This is a genomic window from Brevundimonas diminuta 3F5N, from assembly GCF_900163625.1.
GTDB classification, from domain to species: Bacteria; Pseudomonadota; Alphaproteobacteria; order Caulobacterales; family Caulobacteraceae; genus Brevundimonas; species Brevundimonas diminuta_A.
This window is the reverse complement of the sequence record NZ_FUIE01000068.1, coordinates 1-26,639: the sequence shown is the minus strand read 5'-3', so window position 1 is coordinate 26,639 and position 26,639 is coordinate 1. Positions and strand designations below refer to the sequence as shown.

Annotated in this window: 31 protein-coding genes and 1 tRNA gene; 20 read left to right on the top strand and 12 right to left on the bottom strand. The window is 66.3% G+C overall.

What is annotated here, in order from left to right; genetic code table 11:
* The first annotated feature begins 286 nt into the window (after window positions 1–286).
* The 4 genes from FM111_RS12990 to FM111_RS12975 all read left to right on the top strand — a co-directional run bounded on the left by FM111_RS12990 (window position 287) and on the right by FM111_RS12975 (window position 2,606).
* Window positions 287–1,213 carry an NAD(P)H-dependent flavin oxidoreductase gene (locus FM111_RS12990; RefSeq protein WP_087141359.1) on the top strand — a complete coding sequence of 309 codons (927 nt, stop codon included), beginning with the start codon at window positions 287–289 and terminating at the stop codon, window positions 1,211–1,213.
* A gap of 35 nt (window positions 1,214–1,248) precedes the next feature.
* Window positions 1,249–1,953 carry a TorF family putative porin gene (locus FM111_RS12985; RefSeq protein ID WP_087141358.1) on the top strand — a complete coding sequence of 235 codons (705 nt, stop codon included), beginning with the start codon at window positions 1,249–1,251 and terminating at the stop codon, window positions 1,951–1,953.
* Window positions 1,954–2,017: 64 nt separating this feature from the next.
* Window positions 2,018–2,224 carry a hypothetical protein gene (locus FM111_RS12980; RefSeq protein ID WP_087141357.1) on the top strand — a complete coding sequence of 69 codons (207 nt, stop codon included), beginning with the start codon at window positions 2,018–2,020 and terminating at the stop codon, window positions 2,222–2,224.
* A gap of 169 nt (window positions 2,225–2,393) precedes the next feature.
* Window positions 2,394–2,606, top strand: coding sequence for a cold-shock protein (locus FM111_RS12975; RefSeq protein ID WP_003164457.1), 213 nt, complete (start codon window positions 2,394–2,396; stop codon window positions 2,604–2,606).
* Between the two features lie 98 nt (window positions 2,607–2,704).
* On the opposite strand, the gene FM111_RS12970 is transcribed toward FM111_RS12975, so the two are convergent.
* The 3 genes from FM111_RS12970 to FM111_RS12960 are packed head-to-tail and all read right to left on the bottom strand — an operon-like array spanning window position 2,705 to window position 6,570.
* Window positions 2,705–3,943 (bottom strand): mechanosensitive ion channel family protein, encoded by a 1,239-nt coding sequence (locus FM111_RS12970; protein ID WP_087141356.1) that lies wholly within the window; start codon window positions 3,941–3,943, stop codon window positions 2,705–2,707.
* Between the two features lie 55 nt (window positions 3,944–3,998).
* A complete protein-coding gene (locus FM111_RS12965; RefSeq protein WP_087141355.1) occupies window positions 3,999–5,162 on the bottom strand; it encodes a cystathionine gamma-synthase in 1,164 nt (387 codons plus the stop codon).
* 4 nt (window positions 5,163–5,166) lie between these two features.
* A complete protein-coding gene (locus FM111_RS12960; protein ID WP_087141354.1) occupies window positions 5,167–6,570 on the bottom strand; it encodes a pyridoxal-phosphate dependent enzyme in 1,404 nt (467 codons plus the stop codon).
* A 111-nt stretch (window positions 6,571–6,681) separates the two neighbouring features.
* Between FM111_RS12960 and rnr the strand changes: the two genes are divergently transcribed.
* The 3 genes from rnr to FM111_RS12945 are packed head-to-tail and all read left to right on the top strand — an operon-like array spanning window position 6,682 to window position 10,116.
* Window positions 6,682–8,997 (top strand): ribonuclease R, encoded by a 2,316-nt coding sequence (gene rnr, locus FM111_RS12955; protein WP_087141353.1) that lies wholly within the window; start codon window positions 6,682–6,684, stop codon window positions 8,995–8,997.
* Window positions 8,994–9,701 (top strand): NUDIX hydrolase, encoded by a 708-nt coding sequence (locus tag FM111_RS12950; RefSeq protein WP_087141352.1) that lies wholly within the window; start codon window positions 8,994–8,996, stop codon window positions 9,699–9,701. The genes rnr and FM111_RS12950 overlap by 4 nt, the downstream gene beginning before the upstream one ends.
* A gap of 4 nt (window positions 9,702–9,705) precedes the next feature.
* Complete coding sequence (locus FM111_RS12945) at window positions 9,706–10,116, top strand: DUF5990 family protein (protein ID WP_087141351.1); 411 nt, start codon at window positions 9,706–9,708, stop codon at window positions 10,114–10,116.
* Between the two features lie 4 nt (window positions 10,117–10,120).
* Here FM111_RS12945 and FM111_RS12940 read toward each other — a convergent pair whose 3' ends face one another.
* Window positions 10,121–10,741, bottom strand: a complete 621-nt coding sequence (locus FM111_RS12940) for a hypothetical protein (RefSeq protein WP_087141350.1) — start codon at window positions 10,739–10,741, stop codon at window positions 10,121–10,123.
* Between the two features lie 126 nt (window positions 10,742–10,867).
* On the opposite strand from FM111_RS12940, the gene rpmG reads away from it, so the two are divergent.
* On the top strand, window positions 10,868–11,035 hold the full coding sequence (gene rpmG, locus FM111_RS12935; RefSeq protein ID WP_003164451.1) for a 50S ribosomal protein L33: 168 nt from the start codon (window positions 10,868–10,870) through the stop codon (window positions 11,033–11,035).
* 91 nt (window positions 11,036–11,126) lie between these two features.
* On the opposite strand, the gene FM111_RS12930 is transcribed toward rpmG, so the two are convergent.
* Together FM111_RS12930 and FM111_RS12925 are read right to left on the bottom strand one after the other, a co-directional pair.
* Window positions 11,127–12,488, bottom strand: coding sequence for a PleD family two-component system response regulator (locus FM111_RS12930; protein WP_087141349.1), 1,362 nt, complete (start codon window positions 12,486–12,488; stop codon window positions 11,127–11,129).
* The gene (locus FM111_RS12925) at window positions 12,485–12,862 is read right to left on the bottom strand and encodes a response regulator (RefSeq protein ID WP_003164449.1); all 378 of its coding nucleotides are present in this window, start codon (window positions 12,860–12,862) and stop codon (window positions 12,485–12,487) included. The genes FM111_RS12930 and FM111_RS12925 overlap by 4 nt, the downstream gene beginning before the upstream one ends.
* Before the next feature lie 124 nt (window positions 12,863–12,986).
* Here FM111_RS12925 and FM111_RS12920 point away from each other — a divergent pair, with 124 nt between their 5' ends.
* The 4 genes from FM111_RS12920 (at window position 12,987) to FM111_RS12905 (ending at window position 16,493) form a co-directional block, all read left to right on the top strand.
* The gene (locus FM111_RS12920) at window positions 12,987–14,261 is read left to right on the top strand and encodes a DNA polymerase IV (RefSeq protein WP_087141348.1); all 1,275 of its coding nucleotides are present in this window, start codon (window positions 12,987–12,989) and stop codon (window positions 14,259–14,261) included.
* Between the two features lie 57 nt (window positions 14,262–14,318).
* Complete coding sequence (locus tag FM111_RS12915) at window positions 14,319–14,777, top strand: RidA family protein (RefSeq protein WP_087141347.1); 459 nt, start codon at window positions 14,319–14,321, stop codon at window positions 14,775–14,777.
* Window positions 14,778–14,949: 172 nt separating this feature from the next.
* The gene (locus FM111_RS12910) at window positions 14,950–16,098 is read left to right on the top strand and encodes a GNAT family N-acetyltransferase (protein ID WP_087141346.1); all 1,149 of its coding nucleotides are present in this window, start codon (window positions 14,950–14,952) and stop codon (window positions 16,096–16,098) included.
* A gap of 89 nt (window positions 16,099–16,187) precedes the next feature.
* Window positions 16,188–16,493, top strand: coding sequence for a CsbD family protein (locus tag FM111_RS12905; protein WP_087141345.1), 306 nt, complete (start codon window positions 16,188–16,190; stop codon window positions 16,491–16,493).
* Window positions 16,494–16,565: 72 nt separating this feature from the next.
* On the opposite strand, the gene clpA is transcribed toward FM111_RS12905, so the two are convergent.
* Window positions 16,566–18,872, bottom strand: coding sequence for an ATP-dependent Clp protease ATP-binding subunit ClpA (gene clpA / locus FM111_RS12900; protein ID WP_087141344.1), 2,307 nt, complete (start codon window positions 18,870–18,872; stop codon window positions 16,566–16,568).
* Window positions 18,873–18,884: 12 nt separating this feature from the next.
* A complete protein-coding gene (clpS, locus tag FM111_RS12895) occupies window positions 18,885–19,214 on the bottom strand; it encodes an ATP-dependent Clp protease adapter ClpS (protein ID WP_003164443.1) in 330 nt (109 codons plus the stop codon).
* Between the two features lie 140 nt (window positions 19,215–19,354).
* On the opposite strand from clpS, the gene FM111_RS12890 reads away from it, so the two are divergent.
* A complete protein-coding gene (locus FM111_RS12890; protein WP_087141343.1) occupies window positions 19,355–19,894 on the top strand; it encodes a nuclear transport factor 2 family protein in 540 nt (179 codons plus the stop codon).
* Window positions 19,895–19,950: 56 nt separating this feature from the next.
* Here the strand turns inward: FM111_RS12890 and FM111_RS12885 are convergent, their stop codons facing one another.
* On the bottom strand, window positions 19,951–20,421 hold the full coding sequence (locus FM111_RS12885; RefSeq protein ID WP_087141342.1) for a phasin family protein: 471 nt from the start codon (window positions 20,419–20,421) through the stop codon (window positions 19,951–19,953).
* Between the two features lie 268 nt (window positions 20,422–20,689).
* Here FM111_RS12885 and FM111_RS12880 point away from each other — a divergent pair, with 268 nt between their 5' ends.
* Window positions 20,690–22,093: a D-alanyl-D-alanine carboxypeptidase gene (locus FM111_RS12880; RefSeq protein WP_087141341.1), complete on the top strand. Its 1,404-nt coding sequence runs from the start codon at window positions 20,690–20,692 to the stop codon at window positions 22,091–22,093.
* A 19-nt stretch (window positions 22,094–22,112) separates the two neighbouring features.
* Here FM111_RS12880 and FM111_RS12875 read toward each other — a convergent pair whose 3' ends face one another.
* Entirely contained in the window at window positions 22,113–22,685 is a 573-nt protein-coding gene (locus FM111_RS12875) for a DUF2239 family protein (protein ID WP_218779223.1), read from the bottom strand.
* A gap of 69 nt (window positions 22,686–22,754) precedes the next feature.
* A complete protein-coding gene (locus FM111_RS12870) occupies window positions 22,755–23,114 on the bottom strand; it encodes a phage holin family protein (RefSeq protein ID WP_087141339.1) in 360 nt (119 codons plus the stop codon).
* Between the two features lie 114 nt (window positions 23,115–23,228).
* Between FM111_RS12870 and FM111_RS12865 the strand changes: the two genes are divergently transcribed.
* Window positions 23,229–23,666, top strand: coding sequence for an HIT family protein (locus FM111_RS12865; protein WP_087141338.1), 438 nt, complete (start codon window positions 23,229–23,231; stop codon window positions 23,664–23,666).
* A 4-nt stretch (window positions 23,667–23,670) separates the two neighbouring features.
* Here the strand turns inward: FM111_RS12865 and FM111_RS12860 are convergent, their stop codons facing one another.
* A complete protein-coding gene (locus FM111_RS12860; protein WP_046653721.1) occupies window positions 23,671–24,021 on the bottom strand; it encodes a DMT family protein in 351 nt (116 codons plus the stop codon).
* Window positions 24,022–24,072: 51 nt separating this feature from the next.
* On the opposite strand from FM111_RS12860, the gene FM111_RS12855 reads away from it, so the two are divergent.
* From FM111_RS12855 to FM111_RS12835, 5 genes are all read left to right on the top strand, one after another.
* Window positions 24,073–24,148 (top strand) — tRNA-Thr (locus FM111_RS12855).
* 166 nt (window positions 24,149–24,314) lie between these two features.
* On the top strand, window positions 24,315–24,632 hold the full coding sequence (locus FM111_RS12850; protein ID WP_087141337.1) for a hypothetical protein: 318 nt from the start codon (window positions 24,315–24,317) through the stop codon (window positions 24,630–24,632).
* Window positions 24,633–24,778: 146 nt separating this feature from the next.
* Window positions 24,779–25,249 carry a GNAT family N-acetyltransferase gene (locus tag FM111_RS12845; protein ID WP_256968279.1) on the top strand — a complete coding sequence of 157 codons (471 nt, stop codon included), beginning with the start codon at window positions 24,779–24,781 and terminating at the stop codon, window positions 25,247–25,249.
* Window positions 25,250–25,356: 107 nt separating this feature from the next.
* Window positions 25,357–25,983, top strand: a complete 627-nt coding sequence (locus FM111_RS12840) for a TetR family transcriptional regulator (protein ID WP_087141335.1) — start codon at window positions 25,357–25,359, stop codon at window positions 25,981–25,983.
* A gap of 83 nt (window positions 25,984–26,066) precedes the next feature.
* Window positions 26,067–26,606 carry a c-type cytochrome gene (locus FM111_RS12835; protein WP_179205103.1) on the top strand — a complete coding sequence of 180 codons (540 nt, stop codon included), beginning with the start codon at window positions 26,067–26,069 and terminating at the stop codon, window positions 26,604–26,606.
* Window positions 26,607–26,639: the final 33 nt, after the last annotated feature.

The following is a 26,639-nucleotide window of genomic DNA, read 5'->3' as shown; positions in this document are numbered from 1 at the left end:
GCGGCGGGGGGATTTCAGACGATTCAGACGAATTGGACTCTCTTTTTTCCTTCTCCCCTTGTGGGAGAAGGTGGGCGCCGGAGGCGCTCGGATGAGGGGTGTCGGCGCAAGGTTCGCTGTTCTGCTCTTCAACCGCGCGATCATTGGACGCCGGGGTGCTCACACCCCTCATCCGTCTCGCTACGCGCGCCACCTTCTCCCACAAGGCGAGAAGGAAGCTGAATGCATTGCCTTCCCTGACGACAGCCGGTTAGCGTAGCCAAAAGCAACCCAGGAGAGACGACCCGTGGCCATTCCTGCTTCCCTCCAGTCCGGCCTGAAGCTGCCGGTGATCGCCTCGCCGATGTTTCTGGTGTCCGGGCCGGATCTGGTGGTCGAGGCCTGCAATGCGGGCGTGATCGGCACCTTCCCCTCGCTGAACCAGCGCACGACGGAGGGCTATCGGGAATGGCTGCAAGAGATCAAGTCGCGCCTGGCGCCCGACGCCGCCCCCTTCGGCGTCAACCACATCATCCACCCAACCAACTCGCGCCTGATGGCCGACATGATGGTCTCGGTCGAGGAGAAGGTGCCGCTGATCATCACCTCGCTCGGCGCCGTGCGCGACGTGGTGGATGCGGTGCACGGCTACGGCGGCGTGGTCTTCCACGACATCGCCAATGTGCGTCATGCGAGAAAGGCGGCCGAGGCGGGCGTCGACGGGCTGATCCTGGTCGCCAACGGCGCGGGCGGGCACGCCGGCGTGGTGAACCCCTTCGCCCTGATCAATGAGGTCCGCAGCTTCTATGACGGGACCATCATCCTGGCGGGCGCCCTGTCGACCGGCCAGGACGTGGCGGCGGCGCTGATGATGGGGGCCGACTTCGCCTATATGGGCACCCGTTTCATCGCCACGACCGAGAGCGCGGCCCAGCCCCACTACAAGGATCTGATCGTCCAGTCGGGCTCGGCGGACATCACCTATACGCCCGCCGTCTCGGGCATTCCGGCCAACTTCCTGACTCCCTCCCTGGTCGAGAACAAGATCGATCCCAAATCCCTGCCCGAGCACAAGCTGGACATGGGCGAGGAGGCCAAGGCCTGGAAGACCATCTGGTCGGCGGGCCAGGGTTCGGGCGCCATCCACGACGTGCCGACGACGGCTCAGCTTGTCGCTCGGCTGACGGACGAGTTTTCGCAAGCCTGTGATAAATTCGACAAGAAGCGCCTCTAGGAAGCGGCCTCGACACTCCCCTATCGAGGCCGACCATGCGCATCCTGACGACCGCCCTGAAGACGACCGTCCTGGCGACCGCCCCGCTCCTGATCCTGGCCTCGACGGCCCAGGCGCAAGAGATGCCCGGCCGCTGGAGCTTCAGCGCCGGCGCCGCCAGCGACAACCGCTCCAAGGACGCCTCCAAGTCGGACGGCGACGCCTTCGTGTGGGGCGCGGCGGAATGGGAAAGCGAAAGCGGCCTCTTCTACGTCAGCCCCGCCGCCGAAACGATCAAGAGCGGCGGCTCGGAGCTGGAGCTGGAGCTGACCGGCGGGGTGAAGCCCCAGTGGGCCGGCTTCGACTTCGACCTGAACGTCGCGCACAAGTGGCGGGTGGACGCCAACCCCGGCTATGACGCCAACGCCTGGGAGTTCACGGCCGACATGAAGCGCTCGATCGGCCCGGCCAGCGCGCGCCTGCGGCTGCAGCACTCGCCCGACGGCGCCGGATCGGTCGAGGCCTGGACCTGGGTGGCGATGCGCGGCGGCTGGGACTTCACGGACAAGCTGAACGTCTCGGCCGAGATCGGCCGCCGCGAGCAGGACAACAGCGTCGACTACACCGGCTACAACATCGGCGCGACCTACGCCCTGACGCCCAAGCTGGAGGCCGAACTGCGCTGGCACGGCACCAACGCCAAGGTTCCGGGCGAGCAATACGCCGACGCCCTGGTCGCCGGGATCAGCGTCTACTTCTGATCCGGCGCGCCGCGTTTCAGGCGCCCGGTTTCACCTTTGGCCCGAAAGGGCCTAGGCTGCGGTCATGACTTTTCGACCGACGACTTTGGAACGTGCGTACCAACTGGCCGAAAGCGGCTCCTGCCGGACAGTGGGGGATGTCAAACAGGCCCTGAAACTGGAGGGCTATGAGCGGATTCAGGATGCGCTCTACGGCTCGACCATCACCTCGGCCTTGCGTAAGCTGTGTCAGGAGAACTGGGTGTCGCCGCCGGAAACGGCCGAGCCCTGACGCCCCGGCTCTTGCATTAGAACACCAGAGGGTCCACCCTAGAGGGGTCGATCTCTCTGCGTAACGCTCTGCCTTCTGCCCCGCGCACCGAGGTCTAAGCCGATCCATACAGACCCGACAGGTCTTCAGGGACGTTCTCTGAGGCCAACTTCTAGCGGAGGTCCTGAAAATGGCTACCGGCACTGTTAAATGGTTCAACTCCACCAAGGGCTACGGCTTCATCCAGCCGGACGACGGCGGCAAGGACGTCTTCGTCCACATCTCGGCTGTTGAACAAGCCGGCCTGCGCGGCCTGGACGAAAACCAAAAGGTTTCCTACGAAATCGAGCGCGACCGTCGCTCGGGCAAGGAATCGGCTGGTCAACTGAAGACCGAAGGCTGATCCGGCTCCATCGCCGACCACGTCAGCAATGACGGGCCGGCGATGACAGGATTGAAGCGCGCAGAGGGTCCGCCCTCTGCGCGCTTTTCTTTTGCGCCCTAGGCTGCGATCGCCAAGGGCCGCAACGGGCCGAAGTCCGCGCCGCTGGGCGACTGGAACAGGCGCAGGCCGAACTCAGGCAGGATCGCCAGCAGGTGATCGAAGATATCGCCCTGGATCGCCTCATACTCGGCCCAGGCCACGGTGGCGGTGAAGGCGTAGATCTCCAGCGGCAGCCCCGTCTCGGTCGGCTGCAACTGACGCACCAGCAGCGTCATGTCCTGGCGAATGCCGGGGTGGCTCTCCAGATAGTTCTGCACATAGGCGCGGAAGGCGCCGATATTGGTCGAGCGCCGCATATTGACCGGATCGCGCCCGGCCGCGACCAGCTTGGCGTTCCAGTCGGCCATCTCTGCGCTCTTGTCCGCCAGGTAGTCGTCGATCAGCAGGAAGCGCCGCATCCGCTCGCGCTCGGCCTCGGTCAGGAAGCGCGCGCTGGTCTGGTCGATCAGCAGCGACCGCTTGATGCGCCGTCCGCCGCTGTCCTGCATCCCGCGCCAGTTGCGATAGGACTCGCTGATCAGCCGCCAAGTCGGGATGGTGGTGATGGTCTTGTCCCAGTTCTGGACCTTCACCGTGTGCAGGGCGATGTCGATGACGTCGCCGTCGGCGTTGACCTGGGGCATCTCGATCCAGTCGCCGACGCGCAGCATGTCGTTGGAATTCAGCTGAACCGACGCCACCAGCGACAGGATGGTGTCCTTGAACACCAGCATCAAAACCGCCGCCAGCGCCCCGAGACCCGACAGCAGCAGCAAGGGCGAACGATCGATCAGGGCCGCGATCACCAGGATGGTGGCGATGGCGTAGATGACGATCTTCAGGACCTGCAGATAGCCCTTGATGCTGCGCCGGTGCGCGCGCGGCGAGCGGGCGTAGAGGGCGTTGGCCATGTCCAGGCCGGCGCCTATGCCGATAGCCACAGCCACGATCATGAAGGCCCCGGCCACGTTCTGGATCAGGGTGACGAAGCCGGGCGCCAGATGCGGCACGCCGCTGACGCCCTGATGGATGATGATGGCGGGCACGACGCGGGTGAAGCTGCGCACCACCGGCCTGAGCAGAACGTCGAGATCATGCACCGCCCGGCCGACCACTCTCAGGATCAACCGGGTCAGGATGCGGCGGACGACAAAGTCCGCGATAAAGGCGACAAGGGCGAGAAGACAGAGCCCGATCAGCATCTCCGCGATCGGAAACTCCGCCAGGCGATCACGCATGGCGTCGAAATCAAACATGGCCCCAGCCTAGGCAGGGCCGCCGGGGATTTGAACCCCGGCGCGTCAATCAGCGTCAGCCGATGGCCTGATCCAGGTCCGCGATCAGATCGTCGATGTCCTCGACCCCGACCGACAGGCGGATCAGGTTGTCAGTGACGCCGCCGGCCTCACGCACCTCCTTAGGCACGGATGCATGGGTCATGATGGCCGGGTGGTTCACCAGGCTCTCCACGCCGCCCAGCGACTCGGCCAGGGTGAAGACCTGCACCCGCTCCAGTACGCGCTTGGTGCGCTCCAGATCGCCGTCGATCAGCACCGTGACCATGCCGCCGAAGCGACCGTTCATCTGGCGCGCGGCCAGTTCGTGCTGCGGGTGGCTGATCAGTCCCGGATAGATGACCTTGGCGACGCCTTTCCGGTCTTCCAGCCAGCGCGCCACGGCCAGGGCGTTTTCGTTGTGCGCCTTCATGCGCAGGCCCAGAGTCTTCAGCCCCCGGTTGGCCAGGAAGGCGTCGAACGGCCCCATGACGCCGCCGATGGAGTTCTGCAGGAACTTCAGCTGGGCCGCCATCTCGGCGTCCTTGGCCACCAGAACCCCGCCGACGATGTCGGAGTGGCCGTTCAGATATTTGGTCGCCGAGTGCATGACCACGTCGGCGCCCAGCGCCAGCGGCTGCTGGCTCCACGGCGTGGCGAAGGTGTTGTCGACCACCAGGATCAGCTTGTGCGCCTTGGCGATCTTCGACAGAGCCTCGATGTCGGCCAGCTTCATCAGCGGGTTGGTGGGGGTTTCGACCCACAGCATCCGCGTCTTGTCCGTGATCGCCGCCTCGACGGCCGCCAGGTCGGTCAGGTCGATATAGCTGAAGTCCAGCCCCATCGACCGGCGCCGCACCCGCTCGAACAGCCGCCACGAGCCGCCGTACAGGTCGTCGCCCGTGACGATGTGCGACCCGGCGTCCAGCAGTTCCAGCGCCGTCGAGGTCGCCGCCATGCCCGAGCCGAAGCCGAAGGCCTGAACCCCGCCTTCCAGATCGGCGATGCAGGCCTCGAAGGCCTCGCGCGTTGGGTTCTTGCCGCGCGCATACTCATAACCCTTGTTCACGCCGGGGCTTTCCTGGGCGTAGGTCGAGGTGGCGTAGATCGGCGTCATCACCGCACCCGTGGTCGGGTCGGGCTTCTGGCCGGCGTGGATGGCGCGGGTCGAGAAGCCCTGGCGGTTCTTCAGTTCAGACATGGGCTTACCGGTTCAGGCTGAGGTGGTTGATCAGGTCGGTGCGGGTGATCAGGCCGACAAAGGTCTCGCCGTCCAGCACGATGGCGACGCGGTCGCGGTCGAAGACCGGGATCAGGGCGTCCAGGGACTCCGTCACCTGAAGCGTGTCCAGGTCGCGCGTCATGGCCGAGGACACGGGCTTGGCGAAGCGTTCCTGACGCGTGATGTCGTCGGTGTTCATGATGTGAACGATGTCGCTCTCGTCCAGAATCCCTACCAGACGCCCGTCCTGGATGACCGGCAGTTGCGACAGGCCGTCGCCGCGCATCCGCTTGAAGGCGGTGTCCAGCGTGTCTTCCGGCCCGATCACCACCACGTCGCCGGCGGCGTATTTGCGGTTGATCAGATCCGACAGGTCGCCGTGCAGTTCGCGCTGGGTCAGGCCCTGATCGGCCAGCCAGGCGTCGTTGTAGACCTTGGACAGGTATTTGGCGCCGGTGTCGCAGACGAAGGTCACGACCCGCTTCGGTTCCGTCTGCTCGCGGCACCAGCGCAGGGCCGTGGCGATCAGGGTGCCCGACGACGAGCCCGCCAGGATGCCTTCCTTCAGCAGCAGCTCGCGCACCGTGGCGATCGCCTCGGCGTCGGGGATGGAATAGGCGACATCGATCAGGTCGGCGTCGGCGGTGTCCGGCATGAAGTTCTGGCCGATGCCTTCGACGGTATAGCTGCCGTCCGGCCCGGCGACACCCTCGTTGATCAGGCCCGCCAGGGCCGAACCGACCGGGTCGGCCAGGATGATCTTCGCCTTCGAGCCCTGCGATTTGAAATACTGAGCGTTGCCCGTGATCGTTCCGCCCGAACCGATGCCGGCGACGAAGGCGTCGATGTCCCCGTCCATCTGCTCGAAGATTTCGGGCCCGGTCGTCTTGAAGTGGGCCTCGGAGTTGGCGTCGTTGGCGAACTGGTTGACGAAATAGCCGCCCGGAATCTGCTGAGCCAGGCGCTCGGCCATGTCAGTATAGTATTCGGGGTGGCCGTGCGGCACGTCCGAACGGGTCAGGCGCACGTCGGCGCCCATGGCGCGCAGGTGCTGGATCTTCTCCTTCGACATCTTGTCGGGAATGACCAGCAGGACGTTGTAGCCCTTCTGCTTGCCGACCAGGGTCAGGGCCAGGCCGGTGTTGCCGGCCGTGGCCTCAACGATGGTGCCGCCGGGCTTCAGCCAGCCCTGTTTCTCGGCCGCCTCGATCATCGACAGGGCGATGCGGTCCTTGATGGAGCCGCCGGGGTTCTGGCTCTCCAGCTTCAGGAACAGACGGCAGCGGCCGGTGTCGATCCGCGTCACCTCGACCATCGGCGTCTTGCCGATCAGGTCCAGCAGCGACCCCACAGGGCGGGACAGGACAGGGGCGTCGGACATCGACATGAAGGCAGGCTCCGTTGCACGGGTTTCGAGTGAAGCTGGGCGTCGCGCCCCTCGCGGTCAACTCATGCAAGTTTTCACCCTTTCGCCGCGAAGCGCGTTAGAAAGGGCGCAATGGTCAAGACACCGAAACGCCCCGTCGCGGGCCTGCCCGACAAAGAATCCCTCGTCGCCTTCCTGCGCGAGGCCGGAGAAGCCGAAAAGGCCGACATCGCCCGCGCCTTCGGCCTGAAGGGCGCCGAGCGCCGCGCCCTGCGCGAAATGCTGAAGGAGCTGGAGGCCGAGGGCCGCCTGGGCAAGCGCGGCCGCAAGGGCTTTTCCGAAGCCGGCGCCCTGCCCCCGGTCGGCGTGGTCGACGTGGTGGATCGCGACGCCGACGGCGAGCTGTACGTCGAACTGGTCAAGAGCAGCGATGACGCGCCGCGCGCCGTCCTGATGCCTGACCGCGAAGGTCGCGGCCCGGCGCCCGGCATGGGCGACCGCCTGCTGGTCAAGTTCAGCCGGGGCGTCGAAGGCTGGGAGGCGCGCCTGGTCAAACGGCTGGACGCCGGGACCAACCGTATGCTGGGCGTCATCCGAAAATCAGCGCGCGAGACGCGGGTCGAGCCGGTCGACAAGCGCTCCAAGGACGTCCTTCTGGTCCCCGCCGTCCAGGCGACGGACCTGCGCGACGGCGATCTGGTGCTGGCCGCCGTCGAGAAGGGCGAGCATCGCTATGGTCCCAAGCGCGGCAAGATCCTCGAGAACATCGGCCGCGAGGACGACCCGCGCGCCGCCTCCATCATCGCCATCCACGCCCACGGCGTGCCGACCGGCTTCTCTGAAGCCGTCGAGCGCGAGGCCGAGGAACAGGCGGTCCCGACACTGAAGGGACGCGAAGACCTGCGCCACGTCCCCTTCATCACCATCGACCCCGCCGACGCGCGCGACCACGACGACGCCGTCTATGCCGAGCGTGACGAAGACCCGGCCAATGCGGGCGGCTGGATCGTCTGGGTCGCCATCGCCGACGTCGCCGCCTATGTGCGCCCGAACACGGCGCTGGACCGCGAGGCGCGGGCCAAGGGCAACTCGACCTACTTCCCCGACCGGGTCGAGCCGATGCTGCCCGAAGTGCTGTCCAACGGCCTGTGCAGCCTGAAGCAGGGCGAGAACCGCGCCTGCATGGCCGTGCGCATGGTCTTCGACAAGGACGGTCGGAAGACAGGGCACAAGTTCACGCGCGGCCTGATGCGCTCGCACGCCAAGCTGTCCTACGAACAGGCGCAGTCCGCCATCGACGGCCTTCTGGACGACGCGACCGGGCCGATCATGGAGGCGATCCTCTATCCGCTGTGGAACGCCTACCGCACCATGCTGAAGGGCCGCGAGCGCCGCAGCCCCCTGGCCATCGAAAGCCCCGAGCGCCGCATCATCATGGCCCCCGACGGCGGCATCGCCGCCATCGAGCCGCGCAAGTCGCTGGAAGCTCACCGCCTGATCGAAGAGATGATGATCCAGGCCAACGTCTGCGCCGCCGAGACGCTGGAGAAGACGCGCACGCCGCTGATCTATCGCGTCCACGACACGCCCAGCCAGGAGAAGATCTTCAACCTGGCCGACTTCCTGCACACCATTGGAAAGCCCTGGAACAAGGGCGAGGCGCCGAACACCAAGCGCTTCAACAAACTGCTGGAAGAAACCCGCGACACGCCGCACGCCGAGGTCGTCAACGAAGTCGTCCTGCGCACCCAGATGCAGGCCATCTACAGCCCCGAGAACGTCGGCCACTTCGGTCTGCACCTAGACCGCTATGCCCACTTCACCTCGCCGATCCGGCGCTATTCGGACCTGATCGTTCATCGCGGACTGATCCGGGGGCTGAACCTGGGCTCGGACGGCTTGACCGACCGCGAGATCGCCGAACTGGGCGGCATCGCCGATCACGTCACCGAGACCGAGCGCCGCTCGATGGCCGCCGAGCGCGACGCCATGGACCGCTACATCGCCGCCTTCCTTGAAGAGCACGTCGGCGCGACCTTCAGCGGCCGGATCACCGGCGTCACCCGCTTCGGCCTGTTCGTACGGCTGGACGAGACGGGGGCCGACGGCCTGGTGCCCGTCTCGACGCTGGGCGACGAATATTTCACCCACGACGACCGCACCCACGCCCTGGTCGGCGAACGCACCGGCAAGCGGTTCCCGCTGGGCCGCCGCGTCGAGGTGCGGCTGATGGAGGCCACGCCCGTCACCGGCGGTCTGGTGCTGGAAATGCTGTCCGAACCCGATCCGCGCGATCCGAACGCCCCGGCCCCGCGCTACGGCATGCGCGGACGCGGTGGAGACGGCCCGCCCAAGCGTGGAAAAGGCCGCCCCGGCGGCCCCAAGCCCCGCAACGGCGCCAAGCCCTCCGGCGGCCTGAAAGGCGTCAGAAAGGGTAAGCGGCGGTGAACCCTCTCCCCTTCGACGCGGCGCAAGACCTGGCCGACGCCCCGCGTGTCGGCGGCGCGCAACGTCCCAAGGACGCCGCCACCCTGATCCTGACCCGCGACGCTAGGCGTCCCGAGGTGCTGATGGGCCGCCGGGCGCCGGGGCACGTCTTCATGGCGTCGAAGTGGGTGTTTCCGGGCGGACGCATCGAACGAGCGGATTTCAACGCCGCCGACGACGGCGCCCTGTCGCACGACGCCGCACGACGATTGCAGGCGGAGATGCCCGCCCGTCGCGCCCGCGCGCTGGCCCTGGCCGCCGTGCGCGAAACGTTTGAGGAAACCGGCCTGATCCTGGGCCGCGCAGCGCCTACCGCTTCAGTCGCCGGGCCGTGGCGGGAGTATCGTCAGGCAGGCGCTCTGCCTGATCTGTCAGTCCTGTCCTATGTGGCGCGCGCCATCACCCCGCCGGGCCGCACGCGCCGCTTCGACGCCCGCTTCTTCATGGCCCCGGTCGAAGCCCTGCGCGATCCCGACCGCATCGAGGGCTCAGGCGAACTGGACGAGATCGCCTGGATTCCGCTGGACCAGGCGCGAGGGCTGGACCTGCCCGCCATCACCCGCTTCGTGCTGGGCGAAGTCGCCGAGCGGCTGGAGACGCCGCAACGCCCCCTGCCCTTCGTGCATATGGTGCACGGCCGCCACGTCATCGACCATCAGAACTGAGCCGATGGGAAAGCAGCCGATCACCCTGCGCCTGACCATCGCCGACCCCATGCCGGGCATTCGCTACAGCCTTCAGGATAAGGACGGGCCTGTCGGCGCCGTCACGGCCGACGACGCGCCTCTGTCTTTGGATGTGACCGTCCTGCTCAATGACGACGATCGACTGGCGGGTCCGTTCGTCCGTCGCGAAGGCGCCGAACGGCGCTTCGTCTACATCGGCATCGGCAAACACGCAGGCGACGTCGACAGCGCCTGGGATCGACGCGCCAAGATCGACGTACACGACATTCCCGCCGAACTGCTGGCCCTGGCGCGCGCCGGGCAGGTGTTGGAGGCCCGCCTTCCCGGCCGAGGGCGTGACGGGGGGCCGGCTTGCGCCACCGTCAGGCCCCTGGCCGCGTGGACTGCGCTCTAACGGCCTATTCGGCGACCGGCTTGGTCAGGTCGAAATCGACGCGGAAGTGGCGGTTCGGACGACGCAGTTCATAGGCGAAGGTCTGCTTGGGATGGACCTCCATCGCCCAGACGTTGGTCGTCGAGACCGAGGCGTCTTGGGCGTTGAACAGGTCGATGGATTCCTGATCGACCGGGAATTCCTGCCGCTCGGCCGTGCCTTCGTTCACGGTGTCGCCGCCGTACCAGTGCAGCGGATCGGTCTTGCCGTCCGGCTGGCGGTGATCGTGCTTCAGACGCAGGCCCGATTCTGTGCGGGTCACGACCCAGGTCCGCGAGCGGTCTTCGCCGACCCAGAAGGGAATGCGAATCTCATCCTTCGAGCAGTCGCGCACGTGCATCAGCAGGCGCTTGCCGACGAAGTCCGAGTCGGCGGCCTCGGTCGTGACGACCTTGCCCTCAAATCGCTGGCCGCACAGTTCGGTCAGATTGGCGAAGAAGGCGTCCTGCGCCGTGGCCGCAGCCGCAGCCGCATCGGGCGTAGCGGCGGGTGCCGCAGGCTCGGACGAGCAGGCGGACAGGGTCAATCCGGCGGCAATGACGGCGACGGACAGGGCGTGGGCGGGCTTGAAGTCGGGCGTTTTCATGGCGAAACACTAGCGCTTCTGCGGCCCCGCTCAACGCGACATCGAAACCGTTGACTTTGAGCCCGTCCTGAGTATGTTCCGCGCCTCTCGTTTCATGCGGCTTTCGCCGTCGCAAAGGTACTTCCGATGGCCAAACCGGCTTCCATCAAGATCCGCCTGAACTCCACCGCCGACACCGGCTTCTTCTACGTCACCAAGAAGAACGCACGTACGATGACCGAGAAAATGGTCGTCAAGAAGTACGACCCGGTCGTCCGCAAGCACGTCGAGTTCAAGGAAGGCAAGATCAAGTAAGGGTTTAACCCCCGCTTGAACCTGCAAGAATCGAAACGCCCGGTCGCAGGACCGGGCGTTTTTCGTTGTCCGTAATGCGACGACAGACGCGTCAGGCGGCGCGCGCCACCACCCGATTGCGGCCGGCCTTCTTCGCCTCATAGACGCCTTCGTCGGCGCGCTTCAGCAGGGAGGCCGGCGTGTCGTCCGCTCCCCTCGTCGCCGCCACGCCGACCGAGACGGTGATGCTCAACGGCTCGCCGCCCAGGATGCGGAAGGCCGAGGCGCCGACGTCCCGGCGAATCCGCTCGGCGATGCGATGGGCGTCCTCCAGCGTCGTGCCGGGCATGACCACCACGAACTCTTCGCCGCCGAACCGGCACGGCAGGTCCACGGCCCGCACATTGGTCGCCAGCCGCACGGAGAACTCGCGCAGAACCTCGTCGCCCGCGTCGTGGCCCAGGCTGTCGTTGACCGCCTTGAAGTGGTCGATGTCCAGCACCAGAACCGCCACCGGGTCGCCGCCGCGATTGGCGCGCGCCACCAGGGCGTCCAGTTGGCCGTTCATGTAGCGACGGTTATGCAGGCCGGTCAGGGGGTCCGTGACCGCCATCTCCAGATTGTGGTCCAGCTTCTCGCGCAGGAAGTCGCCGTAACGCTTGCGCCGCACCTGGGTCCGCACCCGCGCCGCCAGTTCCTCGGGATCGATGGGACGGATCAACAGGTCGTGCGCGCCCAGTTCCAGCGCCTTGAGCAGGCGCGGCCGATCCTGGGTGTCCACCACGGCCAATACCGGCAGGCGCCGCGTCGGCTCCTTGGAACGAAGCTGGGCGATCAGGCGCAAGCCGTCGAACCGTTCGGACGTGATGTTGACGATCACCAGATCGACCGGACCGCGCGCCGTCTCAAGCCCCGCCTCGGCCGAGGGCTCGATCATGGGGCGGTGCTCCCGCGACAGCTCCTGCGCGATCACCTGAGCCTGAAGCGTATTGTCATCGACGATCAGAACGCGTCCGCCCGAACCCTTGAGCCGCGCCACGCCGCCGGTGTCGACGCCGACCCGGCGCCCGCTCTCCTCGCGCTCGCGCAGTTCGTCCATGACCATTTTCAGCCGGGTCAGGCTGCGGACCCGCGCCATCAGGATCACGTCGTCCAGCGGCTTGGACAGGAAGTCGTCGGCCCCAGCCTCCAGGCCCTTGATCCGATCGTGCCGCCCATCCAGCGCCGTCACCAGCACCACCGGGATATGGCGCGTCTCAGCCGCCGCCTTGATCCGACGGCAGGTCTCGAAGCCGTCCATTCCCGGCATCATCACGTCGAGCAGAATCAGATCCGGCTGCTCGGCGCCGGCCAGGGCGATGGCGGTCGCGCCGTCATGGCAGGTGAGCACGTCGTAGTATTCGAGAGTCAGTTTGGCTTCGAGCAGCCGGACGTTCGCCTCAACGTCGTCGACCACCAGGATTCGCGCGCTCATGCCGCCCCCTGACCAAGGTGCCTGCGCACCGTCTCCAGGAAGGAAATGACTGAAATGGGCTTGGAGATGTAAGCTTCGCAGCCCCCCTGCCGTATCCGTTCCTCATCACCCTTCATGGCAAAGGCTGTAACGGCGATGACGGGGATATGGTTCAGCTCTTCGTCGTCCTTGAGCCATTTGGTGACTTCAAGGCCCGAGATCTCCGGCAATTGGATATCCATCAGGATCAGATCGGGGCGGTGCTCGCGCGCAATCGCCAGCGCCTGCAGCCCTTCGCGGGTCTGCAGCACTTCATACCCCTGAGAATCGAGCAGATCATGAAAAAGCTTCATGTTCAGCTCATTATCCTCGACGATGAGGACCTTCTTGGACATCCGCCACCCGGCTGTTGCGCCTCTTGTTCATCCGCTTTCGCGGCGGGCTGTTACGCCTTCTTGAGTGCACTGTGGCGGCGCCAGTCTTAAGTTGGCGTGAAGCTGAGACAAACGGAGTTCATGCGTGGCCCTCACGGCCCTCTGCCGCGACTGTCTGTGGACCGGCGACCGCAAGGTCGCGCGGTGTCCCGCCTGCGCCTCGCGCCGGGTGATCGCCCATGACGAGCTGAGCGATCTGCACATCGCCCACATGGACTGCGACGCCTTCTACGCCTCGGTCGAGAAGCGCGATCGGCCAGAGCTGCGCGACAAGCCGGTGATCGTCGGGGGCGGCAAGCGGGGCGTCGTCTCCACCGCCTGCTATGTAGCGCGGCTGTATGGCGTCGGTTCGGCCATGCCGATGTTCAAGGCGTTGAAGGCCTGTCCCGACGCCGTGGTGATCAAGCCGGACTTTCGAAAATATGTGGCCGAGAGCGAGCGCATCTTCGGCGCCGTCCATCGCCTGACGCCGCTGGTCCAGACCCTGTCGCTGGACGAAGCCTGGATCGACCTGAAGGGCACCGAGCGGCTGAACGGCGGCCCGCCCGCCTTCCAGCTGGCGCGCCTGCAGAAATGGATCGAGGACGAGACGGGGCTCAGCGTCTCCATCGGCCTGGCGCCCAACCGCTTCCTGGCCAAGATCGCGTCCGAACTGGACAAGCCGCGCGGCTTTTCAGTGATCGGCGTCGCTGAGGCGCAAGGCCTGCTGGCGCCGCGTCCCGTGACCACCCTGCCCGGCGTCGGGCCGGTGTTCGGCCGCACCCTGCGCTCGGACGGCTTCGCTGTGATCGGCGATCTGGCCTCTGCCGACGTAAAGGATCTGATCCGGCGCTATGGCGAGACGGGCCTGCGCCTGCACGATCTCAGCCACGCCCGCGACAGCCGCCCGGTGAACCCCGACCACGACCGGCGCGGCATGAGCGCCGAGACCACCTTCAACGACGACCTGACCACCGCCGAGGCGCTGGAGGCCGAGCTGTGGCCCCTGTGCGAGAAGCTGGCCTCCAAGGCGCGGCGCGACGGCGTGGCCAGCCGCGTCGTGGTGCTGAAACTGCGCAAGACGGACTTCAAGATCGTGACCCGCCGCGTCACCCTGGCCGATCCGGTGCAGACGGCGCGCGCCCTGTTCGCCGCCGGACGCGAGTTGCTGAAGCCGGAACTGGGCGTGCCCTATCGGCTGATCGGCATCGGCATGGCTGACATCGCCGATGCTCAGGACGCCCCCGCCGGCCTGTTCGCCACGGCCGAAACGCGCGCCCTGAAAACCGAGACCGCCATCGACGCCCTGCGCGACAAGTTCGGGGTCGCCGCCGTGGTGGCCGGACGCGCTTTGAAACGGCCAGGCGAACGCGCTGGATGACGTGGCGGCCGCGCCGCGCTAAACCCCGCCCGAACCCCCTTTGAACGGAGTCGTCACATGAGCATCCACGCCCGCATCGCCGAACTGGGCATCACCCTGCCGGAACCGGCCAAGCCGGTCGCCAGCTACGTCTCCTACGTCCGTTCGGGCGAGCAGATCTTCATCTCGGGCCAGCTGTCGAACGACGCCAACGGCGGCATCAAGGGCACCGTCGGCGTGGACGTGACCCCGGAGCAAGCCGCCGAGGCCGCCCGCCTGTGCGGCATCAACCTGCTGGCCCAGATCAACGCCGCCGTCGACGGCGACCTGGATCGCGTGGTCCGCATCGTCAAGCTGGGCGGCTTCGTCCAGGCCGGACCGGACTTCGAAGCCATCCCCGGCGTCATCAACGGCTGCTCGGACCTGATGGTCCAGGTCTTCGGCGACGCGGGCAAGCACTCGCGTTCGGCCGTCGGCGTCTACAAGCTGCCGCTCGGCTTCGCCGTCGAAGTGGACGCCATCATCGAGGTGAAGTGACACCTCTCAAGACCTGCCTTCTCCCCTCGGGGGAGAAGGTGGCTCGCGTAGCGAGACGGATGAGGGGGCGATGTGCTGCGCCCTCATCCTTGACCCTTTCGCACGCGGATACAGCCCCCTCATCCGAGCGCTTTCAGCGCCCACCTTCTACCCCGAGGGGAGAAGGATAGAGGTGTCGGGTTTCACGCTACAGGTGCACGACAACATCGCCGCCGTAGGCCGGGACGCATGGGACGCCTGTGCGGCCCCGAGCGGCGATCCTTTCGTTTCCTACGACTTCCTCGACGCCTGCGAAGCGTCCGGCAGCGCCGTCCCGGCTGAAGGCTGGGCGGCGCGCCATCTGTCCCTGCATGATGAAGACGGCGCCGTGATCGGCGTCATGCCCCTCTATCTGAAGGGCCACAGTCAGGGCGAATACGTCTTCGACCACAGCTGGGCCGACGCCTATGAGCGCGCGGGCGGGCGTTATTATCCCAAGCTGCTGGGCGCCGTGCCCTTCACCCCCGCGACCGGCCCGCGTTTCCTGAACGCGCCGGGAACGGACGCCGCCACGGTGCGCGAGGCCCTGCTGCAAGGCGCGCTGACGTTGACTGAGCGGCTGGGCGTCTCGTCCCTGCACGTCAACTTCCCGACCGAGGCGGAATGGCGCGCCATGACCGAGGCAGGCCTGCTGCCGCGCCGCGATATCCAGTTCATCTGGCGCAACGACGGCTATCGGACCTTCGACGACTTCCTGGCCGCCCTGTCGTCCAACCGGCGCAAGACCATCCGGCGCGAACGGCGCGAGGCGCAACACGGCCTCGACATCCGCGTCCTGACCGGGGCGGAGATCACGCCGCCGCACTGGGACGCCTTCTTCGCCTTCTACATGGACACCGGCGACCGCAAATGGGGTCGGCCCTATCTGACGCGCGACTTCTTCGCCCGCATCGGCGCAAGCATGGCCGACCGCATCGCCCTGGTCATGGCGTTCGAGAACGAGACGCCGGTCGCTGGGGCGCTGAACTTCATCGGCCGTGAGGCGCTGTATGGCCGACAGTGGGGGACGCTGGTCGATCGCCCCTTCCTGCATTTCGAGCTGTGCTATTATCAGGCCATCGACTTCGCCATCGCGCGCGGCCTGTCGCGGGTCGAGGCGGGCGCCCAGGGGGATCACAAGATCGCGCGCGGCTACCTGCCCTCCCCGGTCTATTCGGCCCATTTCATCGCCGATCCGGCGCTGCGCGATCCGGTCGCCCGCTATCTTGAGCAGGAGCGTCCGGCGGTGAAGGCGGAGATGCAGGCGATGGCCACGGAACTGTCGCCCTATCGCCAGGGCTGACATCCCGTCGCACCTTGGACGAACACCGGAACCGTGACCGTTCCTGCGCGCTTCCTTTGAGAGTTTCACTCCCCAACAGGTAAATAGTCATGGCAAATCAACGCATCGAAGGCGCGATCGAAGAATTTGAAGGCAAGGCCCAGCGCGGCGTAGGCCGCATGGTCGGCGACAGCAAGCTTCAGGTCGACGGCGCCATCAAGGAAGTCTCGGGCCGCGCCAAGAACGCCTATGGCCGCGTCATCGACGGCTTGGACGGCATGGTGGACAAGGCCCCCGCCGATCTGCGCGATCCGGCGCGCAAGGGTCTGGATTTCGCCCGCCGCAAGCCCCTTCTGACGACCGGCATCATCGCCGGCGCGGCGGTTCTGCTCGGCGCCCTGGGCCGCAAGCGCTAAGCGACGCCTCGGTCGACAAAAAAAGGCCCGGACGGCGACGTCCGGGCCTTTCTCTTTGAGCCTGGTGGGAGATCAGGCCGTCTCTTCTTCCTCTTCCTTCACCGCCGCGCCCTTGGTCGGGGTGATGTCGAAGGCGATCTTGCCGTCCTTCAGCTCGACCTTCACATGACCGCCGCGAGTCAGGCGGCCGAACAGGATGTCGTCGGCCAGCGGCTTCTTGATGTGTTCCTGAATGACGCGGGCCAGGGGCCGTGCGCCATACAGTTCATCGAAGCCGTTCTTGGCCAACCAGTCGGTCGCCTCGTCCGTCAGCTCGATGGTGATGTTGCGATCCGCCAGCTGTGCTTCCAACTGCATCACGAACTTGGTCACCACCGAGCGGATCGTCTCGGCGCTCAGCGGCTTGAAGGCCACGATGGCGTCCAGACGGTTGCGGAACTCCGGCGCGAACAGGCGCTGGATGGCCTTGTCGTCCTCGCCCTCGACCTTGCCCCGGCCGAAGCCGATGGAGGCGCGGGCGTTGTCGGCGGCCCCGGCGTTGGTGGTCATGATCAGGATGACGTTCCTGAAATCGACCTTCTTGCCGATGGCGTCGGTCAGCGTCCCGTTGTCCATCACCTGCAACAGGATGTTGTAGACGTCAGGGTGCGCCTTCTCGATCTCATCCAGCAGCACCACCGAGTGCGGATGCTGGTCGACAGCGTCGGTCAGCAGGCCGCCCTGGTCATGGCCGACATAGCCCGGAGGCGCGCCGATCAGACGACTGACCGTGTGGCGCTCCATGTATTCCGACATGTCGAAGCGCTGCATCTCGATGCCCAGAGTGGCCGCGAGCTGCTTGGCGACTTCCGTCTTGCCGACGCCGGTGGGACCGCTGAACAGGAAGGCGCCGATCGGCTTGTTCGGATCACGCAGACCCGCCCGCGCCAGCTTCATCGCCGCCGAGACCTGATCGATGGCCTGCTCCTGACCATAGACGACGCGCTTCAGATCGGATTCCAGCTCGCGCAGGGATTCCGTGTCCGACTTGCTGACCGACTTCGGCGGGATGCGGGCCATCTTGGCGATGACGGCCTCGACCTCCTTCTGACCAATGACCTTCTTGCGCTTGGATTCCGGCAGCAGCATCTGCGACGCTCCCGCCTCGTCGATCACGTCGATGGCCTTGTCCGGCAGCTTGCGGTCAGTGATGTAGCGCGCCGACAGATCGACCGCCGTGCGGATGGCCGAGTCCGTGTAGCGCAGCTTGTGGTGCGTCTCGTAGGTCGTCTTCAAACCCTTGAGGATCTTCACCGTGTCCTCGATCGTCGGCTCATTGACGTCGATCTTCTGGAAGCGACGCACCAGGGCGCGGTCCTTCTCGAAGTGCTGGCGATACTCCTTATAGGTGGTCGAGCCCATGCAGCGCAGGCTGCCCGAGGCCAGGGCAGGCTTCAGCAGATTCGAAGCGTCCATCGCCCCGCCGCTGGTCGCGCCCGCGCCGATCACCGTGTGGATTTCATCGATGAACAGGACCGCGTTCTCGTGGTTCTCCAACTCCTTGACGACCTGCTTCAGCCGCTCCTCGAAGTCGCCGCGATAGCGGGTGCCCGCCAGCAACGAACCCATGTCGAGGCTGTAGATGGTTGCGCCCTTGAGAACCTCCGGCACCTCGCCGTTGACGATCTTGCGCGCCAGGCCTTCAGCGATGGCGGTCTTGCCGACGCCGGGGTCGCCGACCAGAAGCGGGTTGTTCTTGGTGCGGCGGCACAGGATCTGGATCGAGCGCTCGACCTCGGCCTGACGACCGATCAGGGGATCGATCTTGCCGTTGCGGGCCTTCTCGTTCAGGTCGATGCAATAGGCTTCCAGCGCCTCGCCGCCTTGCTTGACGACCGAGCCGTCCTCGGCCTCTTCAGGACTGGAGCCGCCGCGCACCGAGCGGGCTTCATTGGCCCCGGCCTTCTTGGCGATGCCGTGAGCGATGAAGTTGACCGCGTCGTAGCGCGTCATGTCCTGCTCCTGCAGGAAATAGGCGGCGTGGCTTTCGCGTTCGGAGAAGATGGCGACCAGGACGTTGGCGCCGGTCACTTCCTCGCGGCCGGACGACTGGACGTGGATGACCGCGCGCTGGATCACGCGCTGGAAACCTGCGGTGGGCTTGGCGTCGTCGCCATCGGCCGTGGCCAGGGCGGCCAGGTCGGTGTCGACATAGGAGCCGAGCGCCGCCTTCAGCGCGCCCAGATCGACGTTGCAGGCCGTCATCACGGCCGAGGCGTCCGGATCGTCGATCAGGGCCAGCAGCAGGTGTTCGAGCGTGGCGTATTCATGCCGGCGCTCGTTGGCGTAGTGGACCGCGCGGTGCAGGGTCTCTTCGAGAGGACGGGAAAACGAAGGCATGGCAGGTTCCTCTCAGTCCTTTTCCATCGTGCATTGCAGGGGATGCTGGTGGCGTCGCGCCGTCTCGACCACCTGGGCGACCTTGGTTTCGGCCACTTCGTAGGTGAAGACGCCGCAGACCCCGACGCCATGCTGGTGCACGTGCAGCATGATGCGGGTCGCGTCCTCGCGGCTCTTCTGGAAGAACCGCTCCAGCACGTAGATGACGAACTCCATGGGGGTGTAGTCGTCATTCAGGATCAGCACCCGATAAAGCGAGGGCCGCTGAAGTTTCGGCTTTGTCTCGGTGACGACGGCGGCGCCTGCGCCTCCGCCTTGCTCACCTGGCCGTCTGTTAGGCATTCGTGGTCCGTAATCGGGGAGTGTCAAAAGATCAGATAGGGAATGATGGCCTGATTTGTAGATGCGTCCAGTCACAGCCTGCGTGACCCCGGTCGCCTGACCAAAGATTCACGGGACATCTCAGCTCTGGAACCGCATCAATGCGCTTCTGTTCCCTGCCCCGGATCGTCTCCATGCCCCTGATCGCCGGACTGTTCGCCGCCCTGATGCTGGGCCAGGCGCCCGCCGCCCATCCCGATGACGTCGCCCTAGCTCCCATCATCGCCGAACGGGACGCGGCCCTGTTCTCGACCATGTTCGACCAGTGCGATCCCGAAGCCCTGGCCGATCTTGTGACTGACGACCTGGAATTCTACCACGACCGGGGCGGCCTGACGGCGACGCGGGCGCGCTTCATCGACGACTATCGCAAGGGCTGTACGGCGCGGGCCGCCCCCGACGCCTGGCGCTCACGGCGCGAACTCGTGCCTGGCACGATGCGGGTCTACGCCATCCCCGGCGTCGGCGCTGTCGAGGAAGGCAGCCACCTGTTCTACGAACGGCAGGGCGACGGGCCGGAAACCCTGGTCGGACGCGCCCGCTTCTCCGTCCTGTGGCGGCTGGAGCCGGACGGGCGCTGGCGGCTGGCCCGCGCCTTCAGCATCGACCACGCTCCCATGAGCGCCGAACAGAAACCATGAAAAAGGCCCCGGCGTCTCCGCCAGGGCCTCGTTCGCATTAAGCGTGCAGTTGCGCCTTAGCGGGCGGCCTGGAACTGCTCGACAGCGGCCGAAACGCGCTCGTTGATCGGCTTGAAGCTGTCCTTGACCGAGGCGGTCATGGTCTCGGTCGCCTTGCCGAACTCGGCCAGATAGGCCTCAGCAGCCGACTTGGCCCAGTTGGTCTGCAGTTCGAACAGTTCCTGCACCGAGCGAGCCTGCGAGAAGGACTGAGCGGCGGCGACGCCGTCTTCCCAGGACTTCTTGCTGTAGGCCACAGCTTGTTGCGACAGGGCCTCAGCGCCCTTCTGGGCGGCGGCGGCGGATTCGACCACGGCTTCCAGGTTCTTCTTGCCGTGCGCGTTGATCTCGCTCAGCGAGGCGACCGACTTGTCGACGCCTTCGCGGAACGCCTTGGCGCCGGCGGCCTGGATGGATTCAGCCTGGGCCTTCGCCTTGGCGGTGGTTTGTTCGACGGTCTTCTTCACGGTCTCAGCGGCGTCAGCCATGGGGAGTCTCCTGAAGCAAAAAGGGTTCTTGCGACAGGCGAACCCATCGCGACAACGGCGATATGGTGCACCTGCGAAAAAACTTCAAGTGAAATTTGTGCGACGCACAATATGATCATCGATAACCTTCCCGCTGCGGCGGGGCGTGATCACAAGTCTGTTGACGCGCTGTTAACCCTCTCGAAACCGAGGAAGCGGATGTTAGCCTTTGTAACGTGCGTGATCGCAGCCGTCTTCGCGCCACAGTGACGAGGCTAGTAGCTTGCCCATGAACGCCATCTTCCGCCGTCGTTTCCTGGCCGCCCTGGTCCTGGGGGGAATCGTCCTGACGCCGACGATCGGCGTCGCGCCGCCAGAAGCGCAGTCGTCCGACAGCCGGTACGCCGCCATCGTGGTGGACGCCGCCTCGGGCGAAGTCCTGTTCTCGCGCTTCGCCGACGCGCGACGCTATCCGGCCTCCATCACCAAGGTCATGACCCTGTATCTGGCGTTCGAGGCGCTGGAGTCGGGCAAGGTCAACCTGAACGACAATCTGACCGTATCGCCGCGCGCGGCCTCGCAGCCGCCGTCCAAGCTGGGCCTGGCCGCCGGTCAGACGATCAGCCTGGATGACGCCATGCGCGCCACGGCCGTCCGCAGCGCCAACGACATGGCCGTGGTCATCGCCGAGCACATCGGCGGATCCGAAGGCCGCTTCACCCAGATGATGACGGAAAAGGCGCGCGAGCTGGGAATGGAGCAGACCCGCTTCACCACCGCCAACGGCCTGCCCGACACGCGCCAGGCGACCACGGCGCGCGACCTGTCGGTCCTGAGCCGGGCTGTCATGCGCGATTATCCGCAATACTACCGCTACCTCGGCCTGCACGACTGGTTCTACAAAGGGCGAGACTACCGCAACACCAACGGCCTGCTGGCCACCGGGCGCGGTTATGACGGCATCAAGACCGGCTTCACCAACGCCTCGGGCTACAATCTGGCGGCTTCTTCGGTGCGCGACGGCAAGCGGATCATCACCATCGTCATGGGCGGCCGCTCGACCAAGAGCCGCAACGACCATGTCGCCGAACTGATGGACACCGGCTTCGAGGTGCAGCGCCGCCGCGGTCAGGGCGAGCGCATCCAACTGGCTCAGGCCTTCTTCGAGCAGCGCGGCTATGGCGTCAGCGCCGATCCCTCGCCGCCCATCGCCTACGCCTCCCTATCCGACGAGGATGGCGAAGGCGTCGGCTCCTCGACCGAGGTGGCCTATGTCGCTGGTCCGCCGCCGCGCAACCTGCCGACCGAGGTGACGCCGCCGCCGTCGGCGCGCCGCGCCGAGAACCGCCCGCCCGAGAATCTGACCGCCGCCCTGAACGGCGGTTCGGCCGCCGCACCGGCGACGCCGGCCCGCGCGACCCGCACCCCGCCTGCACGCGCCGCCGCCCCTGCCCCGGCTGGTCGCTGGACCGTCCAGGTCGGCGCCTTCCGCGAAGAAACCGTCGCCCGCGACTGGCTGAACGACGTCAGCCGCCGCTTCCGCACCCAGTTCTCAAGCGCCCAGCGCGACGTGCAGACGGCGAACGGCTGGTATCGGTCGCGCTTCACCGGCATGACCCAGCAATCGGCCGAGGCGGCGTGCGAGGCTCTGTCGGAGCGCCGCGTCACCTGCATGGTGATCCGCCCCAGCTGACCTCAGCGTCCCTGGTTTCTCAGCGTCCCTGGCCGTTGCGCCATCCCGGCTCGGCCAGACGCCGGGCGTAATCGCGCACATCGGCGGGCCAGGCGTTCGTCCGCGCGTCGAACGCCGTCCAGTCGCCCGCGAACAGCATCCGCACGGCCTCTTCATAATCCGGCAGGTCGCCCGCCACGGCCGTCATGAAGCGATAGGCCGCCTCGCGGCTGCGACGCATCCGGTCCGGCCCCTCCGCCTCGCGCAGAGCGGCCTCGACCAGCTTGCGCAGGGCCACCGACGCCCCGCCCGGCTGTGACGCCAGCCAGTCCCAGTGGCGCGGCAGCAAGGTGACTTCACGCGGCGTCACGCCCAGCTTGGGCCGTCCTGGCCCGCGCTTCTCCGGCTCCGGCTGCGGCGGGTCGAGCGGCAGCCGCGCCAGCACCTCTGCAAGATCGCCGCGCAGATCCAGGTCCACCGGCCGCGCATCCTCGTCCCGAAAGACCAGGACCGCCTGCCCGGCGTCGTGCGCGCTCTTCACCGCACCAGCTACCTGGGCCAGAGACCCGGTCGCGATCATCGTGTGGCCGCTGAAGGCCGTGCATAGAGACATCATCCATCCTCACTTGTTGAGGATGGAACTATCCGGACGATATTATCGCGTCAATATTATCCGGGTAATTTATTGGCCTCGCTCGTCCATCCCGCCGAATAGGGCGCCCGCGATCCAGCTGACCACGCCGGTGACGATGGCCGCGCCGATCCCGGCCCACAGACCGTCGACGACGAAGCCGCCCAGGAACATGGCCGTCAGCCCGATCATGGCGGCGTTCACCACCAGCAGGAACAGGCCAAAGGTGACGATGGTCAGCGGCAGGGTCAGGATCACCATCAGCGGCCGCACGAAGGCGTTGACCACGCCCAGGATGACCGCCGCCGCGATCAGCGACCCGGTCGAGGTGAACTCCACTCCCGGCACCAGCTTGGCCGAGGCCCACAGGCCGATCGCCGTGACCACGGCCTGAACGATGAAACCCAGCATGACGCCTCCAACAGTAGAACCTTGACCATATAAGCGCATATCGCGGCGTTCCGCTCCGTGCGTCCGGCAAGATCGCCTGCTAGGCTGAGGGCTCTACCCCGAAGGAGCCCCCCCATGAGCCTTCACGGCGCCTATGATCCGGACAACATCTTCGCCAAGATCCTGCGCGGCGACATGCCCAGCGTGAAGGTGTGGGAGGACGACAACGTTCTGGCCTTCATGGACGTGTTTCCGCAGTCCGAGGGCCACGTCCTGGTCGTGTCCAAGACCTCGGCCGCCCGCAATATCCTGGAGATCGAGCCGCAGGCCCTGGTCACCCTGACCGCCGCCGTCCAGCGCACCGCCCGCGCGGTTGAAACGGCGCTGAAGCCCGAAGGCCTCAGCCTGATGCAGTTCAACGGCGACGCCGGCGGCCAGACGGTCTTCCACCTGCATTTCCACATCGTGCCGCGTTGGGCCGACCGTCCGATGAAGGGCCACGGCCACGCCCCCATGGCCGACGCCGAGCAGCTGAAAATGCTAGCGGAAAAGATAGCCGCCGCGCTGGACTGACGGCCTACAGCGGCCCCTTGAAGATGAAAAAGGCGCCGCCGGCGATCAGCGCGAAGCCGATCAGATGGTTCACCGTCAGCTTCTCGCCCAGATACATCACCGAGAAGATCGCGAAGACCAGCAGGGTGATCACCTCCTGCATGGTCTTCAGCTCGGCCGCCGAATAGACCTGATGGCCGATGCGGTTTGCGGGCACCGCCAGCCAGTATTCGAAGAAGGCGATGCCCCAACTGATCAGGACCACGATCCACAGCGGCTTGGCCCCGAATTTCAGGTGCCCATACCAGGCGAAGGTCATGAAGACGTTGGACAGCGCCAGCATGACGATGGGCGCGAGATAGGGCAGCGAAGGCATTCGATCAGTGTGCTTGCGTCAAACAGATTCCGCCAGCATAAGGCGGGCCACGCCGGTTTAGCTCAGCTGGTAGAGCAGCGGTTTTGTAAACCGAAGGTCGCGGGTTCGATTCCTGCAACCGGCACCATCTCTCCCGATCAGGACGGGAATGGTCAGGTCGGCGCGTCGCGAGATGCGACGCCGATATCCGTATCGACGGATCGTGATTCTTCACGCTACCCTCCACCGATGGCGCTCAGCGCGCGAGGCCTGTGGCCGCCCGCGCCCCATCCTGCCGCCCCAGAGGACGAAGAATGCGAAAGTTCACCCTGCTGCTCGCTCTGCTCGTGATGGTTCCGACTGTGGTCGAGGCCCAGGGACGGCGGCAGCGGGCGCCGGCTCCCGATCAGCAGCACCGCGCGACGGACTGGGTTCCGCTTTCTCAATCAATGACCGAATTTCTGAACGCAGGCTGGAAGATCATCTCGCACGCCAATTATCGGACCGAGATGTTCGACCCCAATACAGAGTCGTTCTCCTTCATTCTCACGAACGGAAACCGATACGTCATCTGCATGATCGACGACCCGGCCATGAACAACTCCACCTCCAAATGCCGCGCGCTGAACTAACGGTACGCTGAACTCAGACCCGCGGGGAGGCGGACGGTCCAATCGTGGCCTTCGCGAGACAAGAGCCTCCCCCTTCCGACGCCTCAGACGTCCGGCGTCCATCCGTCGCAGGGCGAAGCATGGAGAGGCTTTGCAATATGCCGTCCATGTCCCCTGAAAACGAAATCACCTTCCGTCGCATCACCTCGGAAAACGTCAGCGAAGTCTGCGAACTCAGCGAGACCCTGTCTCCGACGCAACGGGCCGTGGTGGCCGACAACGGCGTGTCCATCGCCGAAGGCTTCTGTTCGGACGCCGCCTGGTTTCGCGCGGTCTATCTGGACGAGACCCTGGTCGGTTTCGTCATGGTCAACGACGGAGACGAGTGGGACGACGGCATCGACTGCGACGGCCCCTATTTGTGGCGCCTGATGATCGCAGGCCCGCACCAGGGCGCAGGCGTCGGTCGCCGCGTCGTCGAGATGGTGAAGCAGCGCCTGCGCCGACGCGGCTACGCCACGCTCTACACCAGCTACGGCCTCGGCGAAGGCAGTCCCGAGGGCTTCTATCGCCGCCTGGGGTTCGTGCCCACGGGCGGATTCTTCGGCGACGAAGTCGAGGTCTGCGCCACGCTGTAAGGCCGGCCCCGGCTTGAGTCGTGCTTGTCGCAGAAGGTGGAAGCCGCTAGGCCTTCATCTTCTCCCCTTCCCGGCCCGTTTCCATCGCAACTTCGGCCGCCTCCCTCATGTCCGAGACGACCAACAAGCTGGGTCACAGGATCCGAACGCGGGGCGCCCGAACCCGGCGCGCCCTGCTGGACGCTTTGCGCGGTCTGCTGAACAGCAAGCATCTGGGCGAAATCCGTCCGGCCGACGTGGCGGTTGCTGCGGGGGTGTCGGCGCCGACCTTCTACACCTACTTCGCCTCGGTGGAGGAAGGGCTGCTGCTGCTGTGCGAAGAGGCGGGCGAGGACTTTCAGCGGCTGGCCTCGCACATCCACGCCGACTGGTCCGGCGAGCGCGCCTTCGAGGCGGCCCGCGCCTATGTTCTGGAAGTGCTGGGCCTGTGGAGCGACCACGGCCCGGTGCTGCGGGTCGAGCACATGCTGGCCGACATGGGCGAGCCCGCCTTCGCCGAGAGCCGCATCCGCCGCCTGCGTCGCCTGCACCTGGCGCTGGAACGCCGCATCGCCCAGGCCCACGCCAGCGGCCTGCATCCCGAGGGCCTCAATCCCCGCCTGACCTCCTATGAGACGGCGAACCTGGTGGAATCCGTTGCGGCGGGCTTCGAACTGATGCGCCGCGCCGACACGCCCGAGGCCATCATCGACACCACCGCCCACATCGTGGTGAAGCTGACCACCGGGCGCTGAGGCGCCGCTTCCGCTTGGACAAGCTGTCCATTGCGGCGCCGCCTCCATCGGCTAAAGCATGACCGTCGGCCAAGGAGTGCGTCATGTTCCGTTTTTCGTCCTTCCCCTCGATCCGCCGCGCGTCTGGCTCGGCCGTCGTGCTGGCCGCTGCGCTAACAGCCGCTCTGGGCCTCGCGGCCTGCAGCCAAGGCGCCGAAGGTTCGGGAACCGGCGCGGCCGAATCCCCCAAGCCCCCCACGCCGACCGAGGCAGAGAAGGTCGCCCTGCTAGCGTCCCTGCCCGCCCCCTACGACCAGGCGGACCTGGAGAACGGCCGCCGCGCCTTCGCCCGTTGCCGCTCGTGCCACACCATCACGCCGGGCGGACCGAACATGACGGGCCCCAACCTCTATGGCGTGTTCGGCAGCAAGGCGGGCGCGCGGGACAAGTACAGCTATTCCCACGCCATGCGGACGGCCGACTTCGCCTGGGACGCCGAAACCCTGGACCACTGGCTGCAGAACCCGCGCACCTTCCTGCCCGGCAACAAGATGAGCTTCGCCGGCCTGCCCGACGCCACGGACCGTCGGGACGTGATCGCCTTCCTGAAAGTCGAAACGGGGTTCAAGCCGCAGGGCGAGTGACAGCTTCCTTCTCCCCTTGTGGGAGAAGGTGGC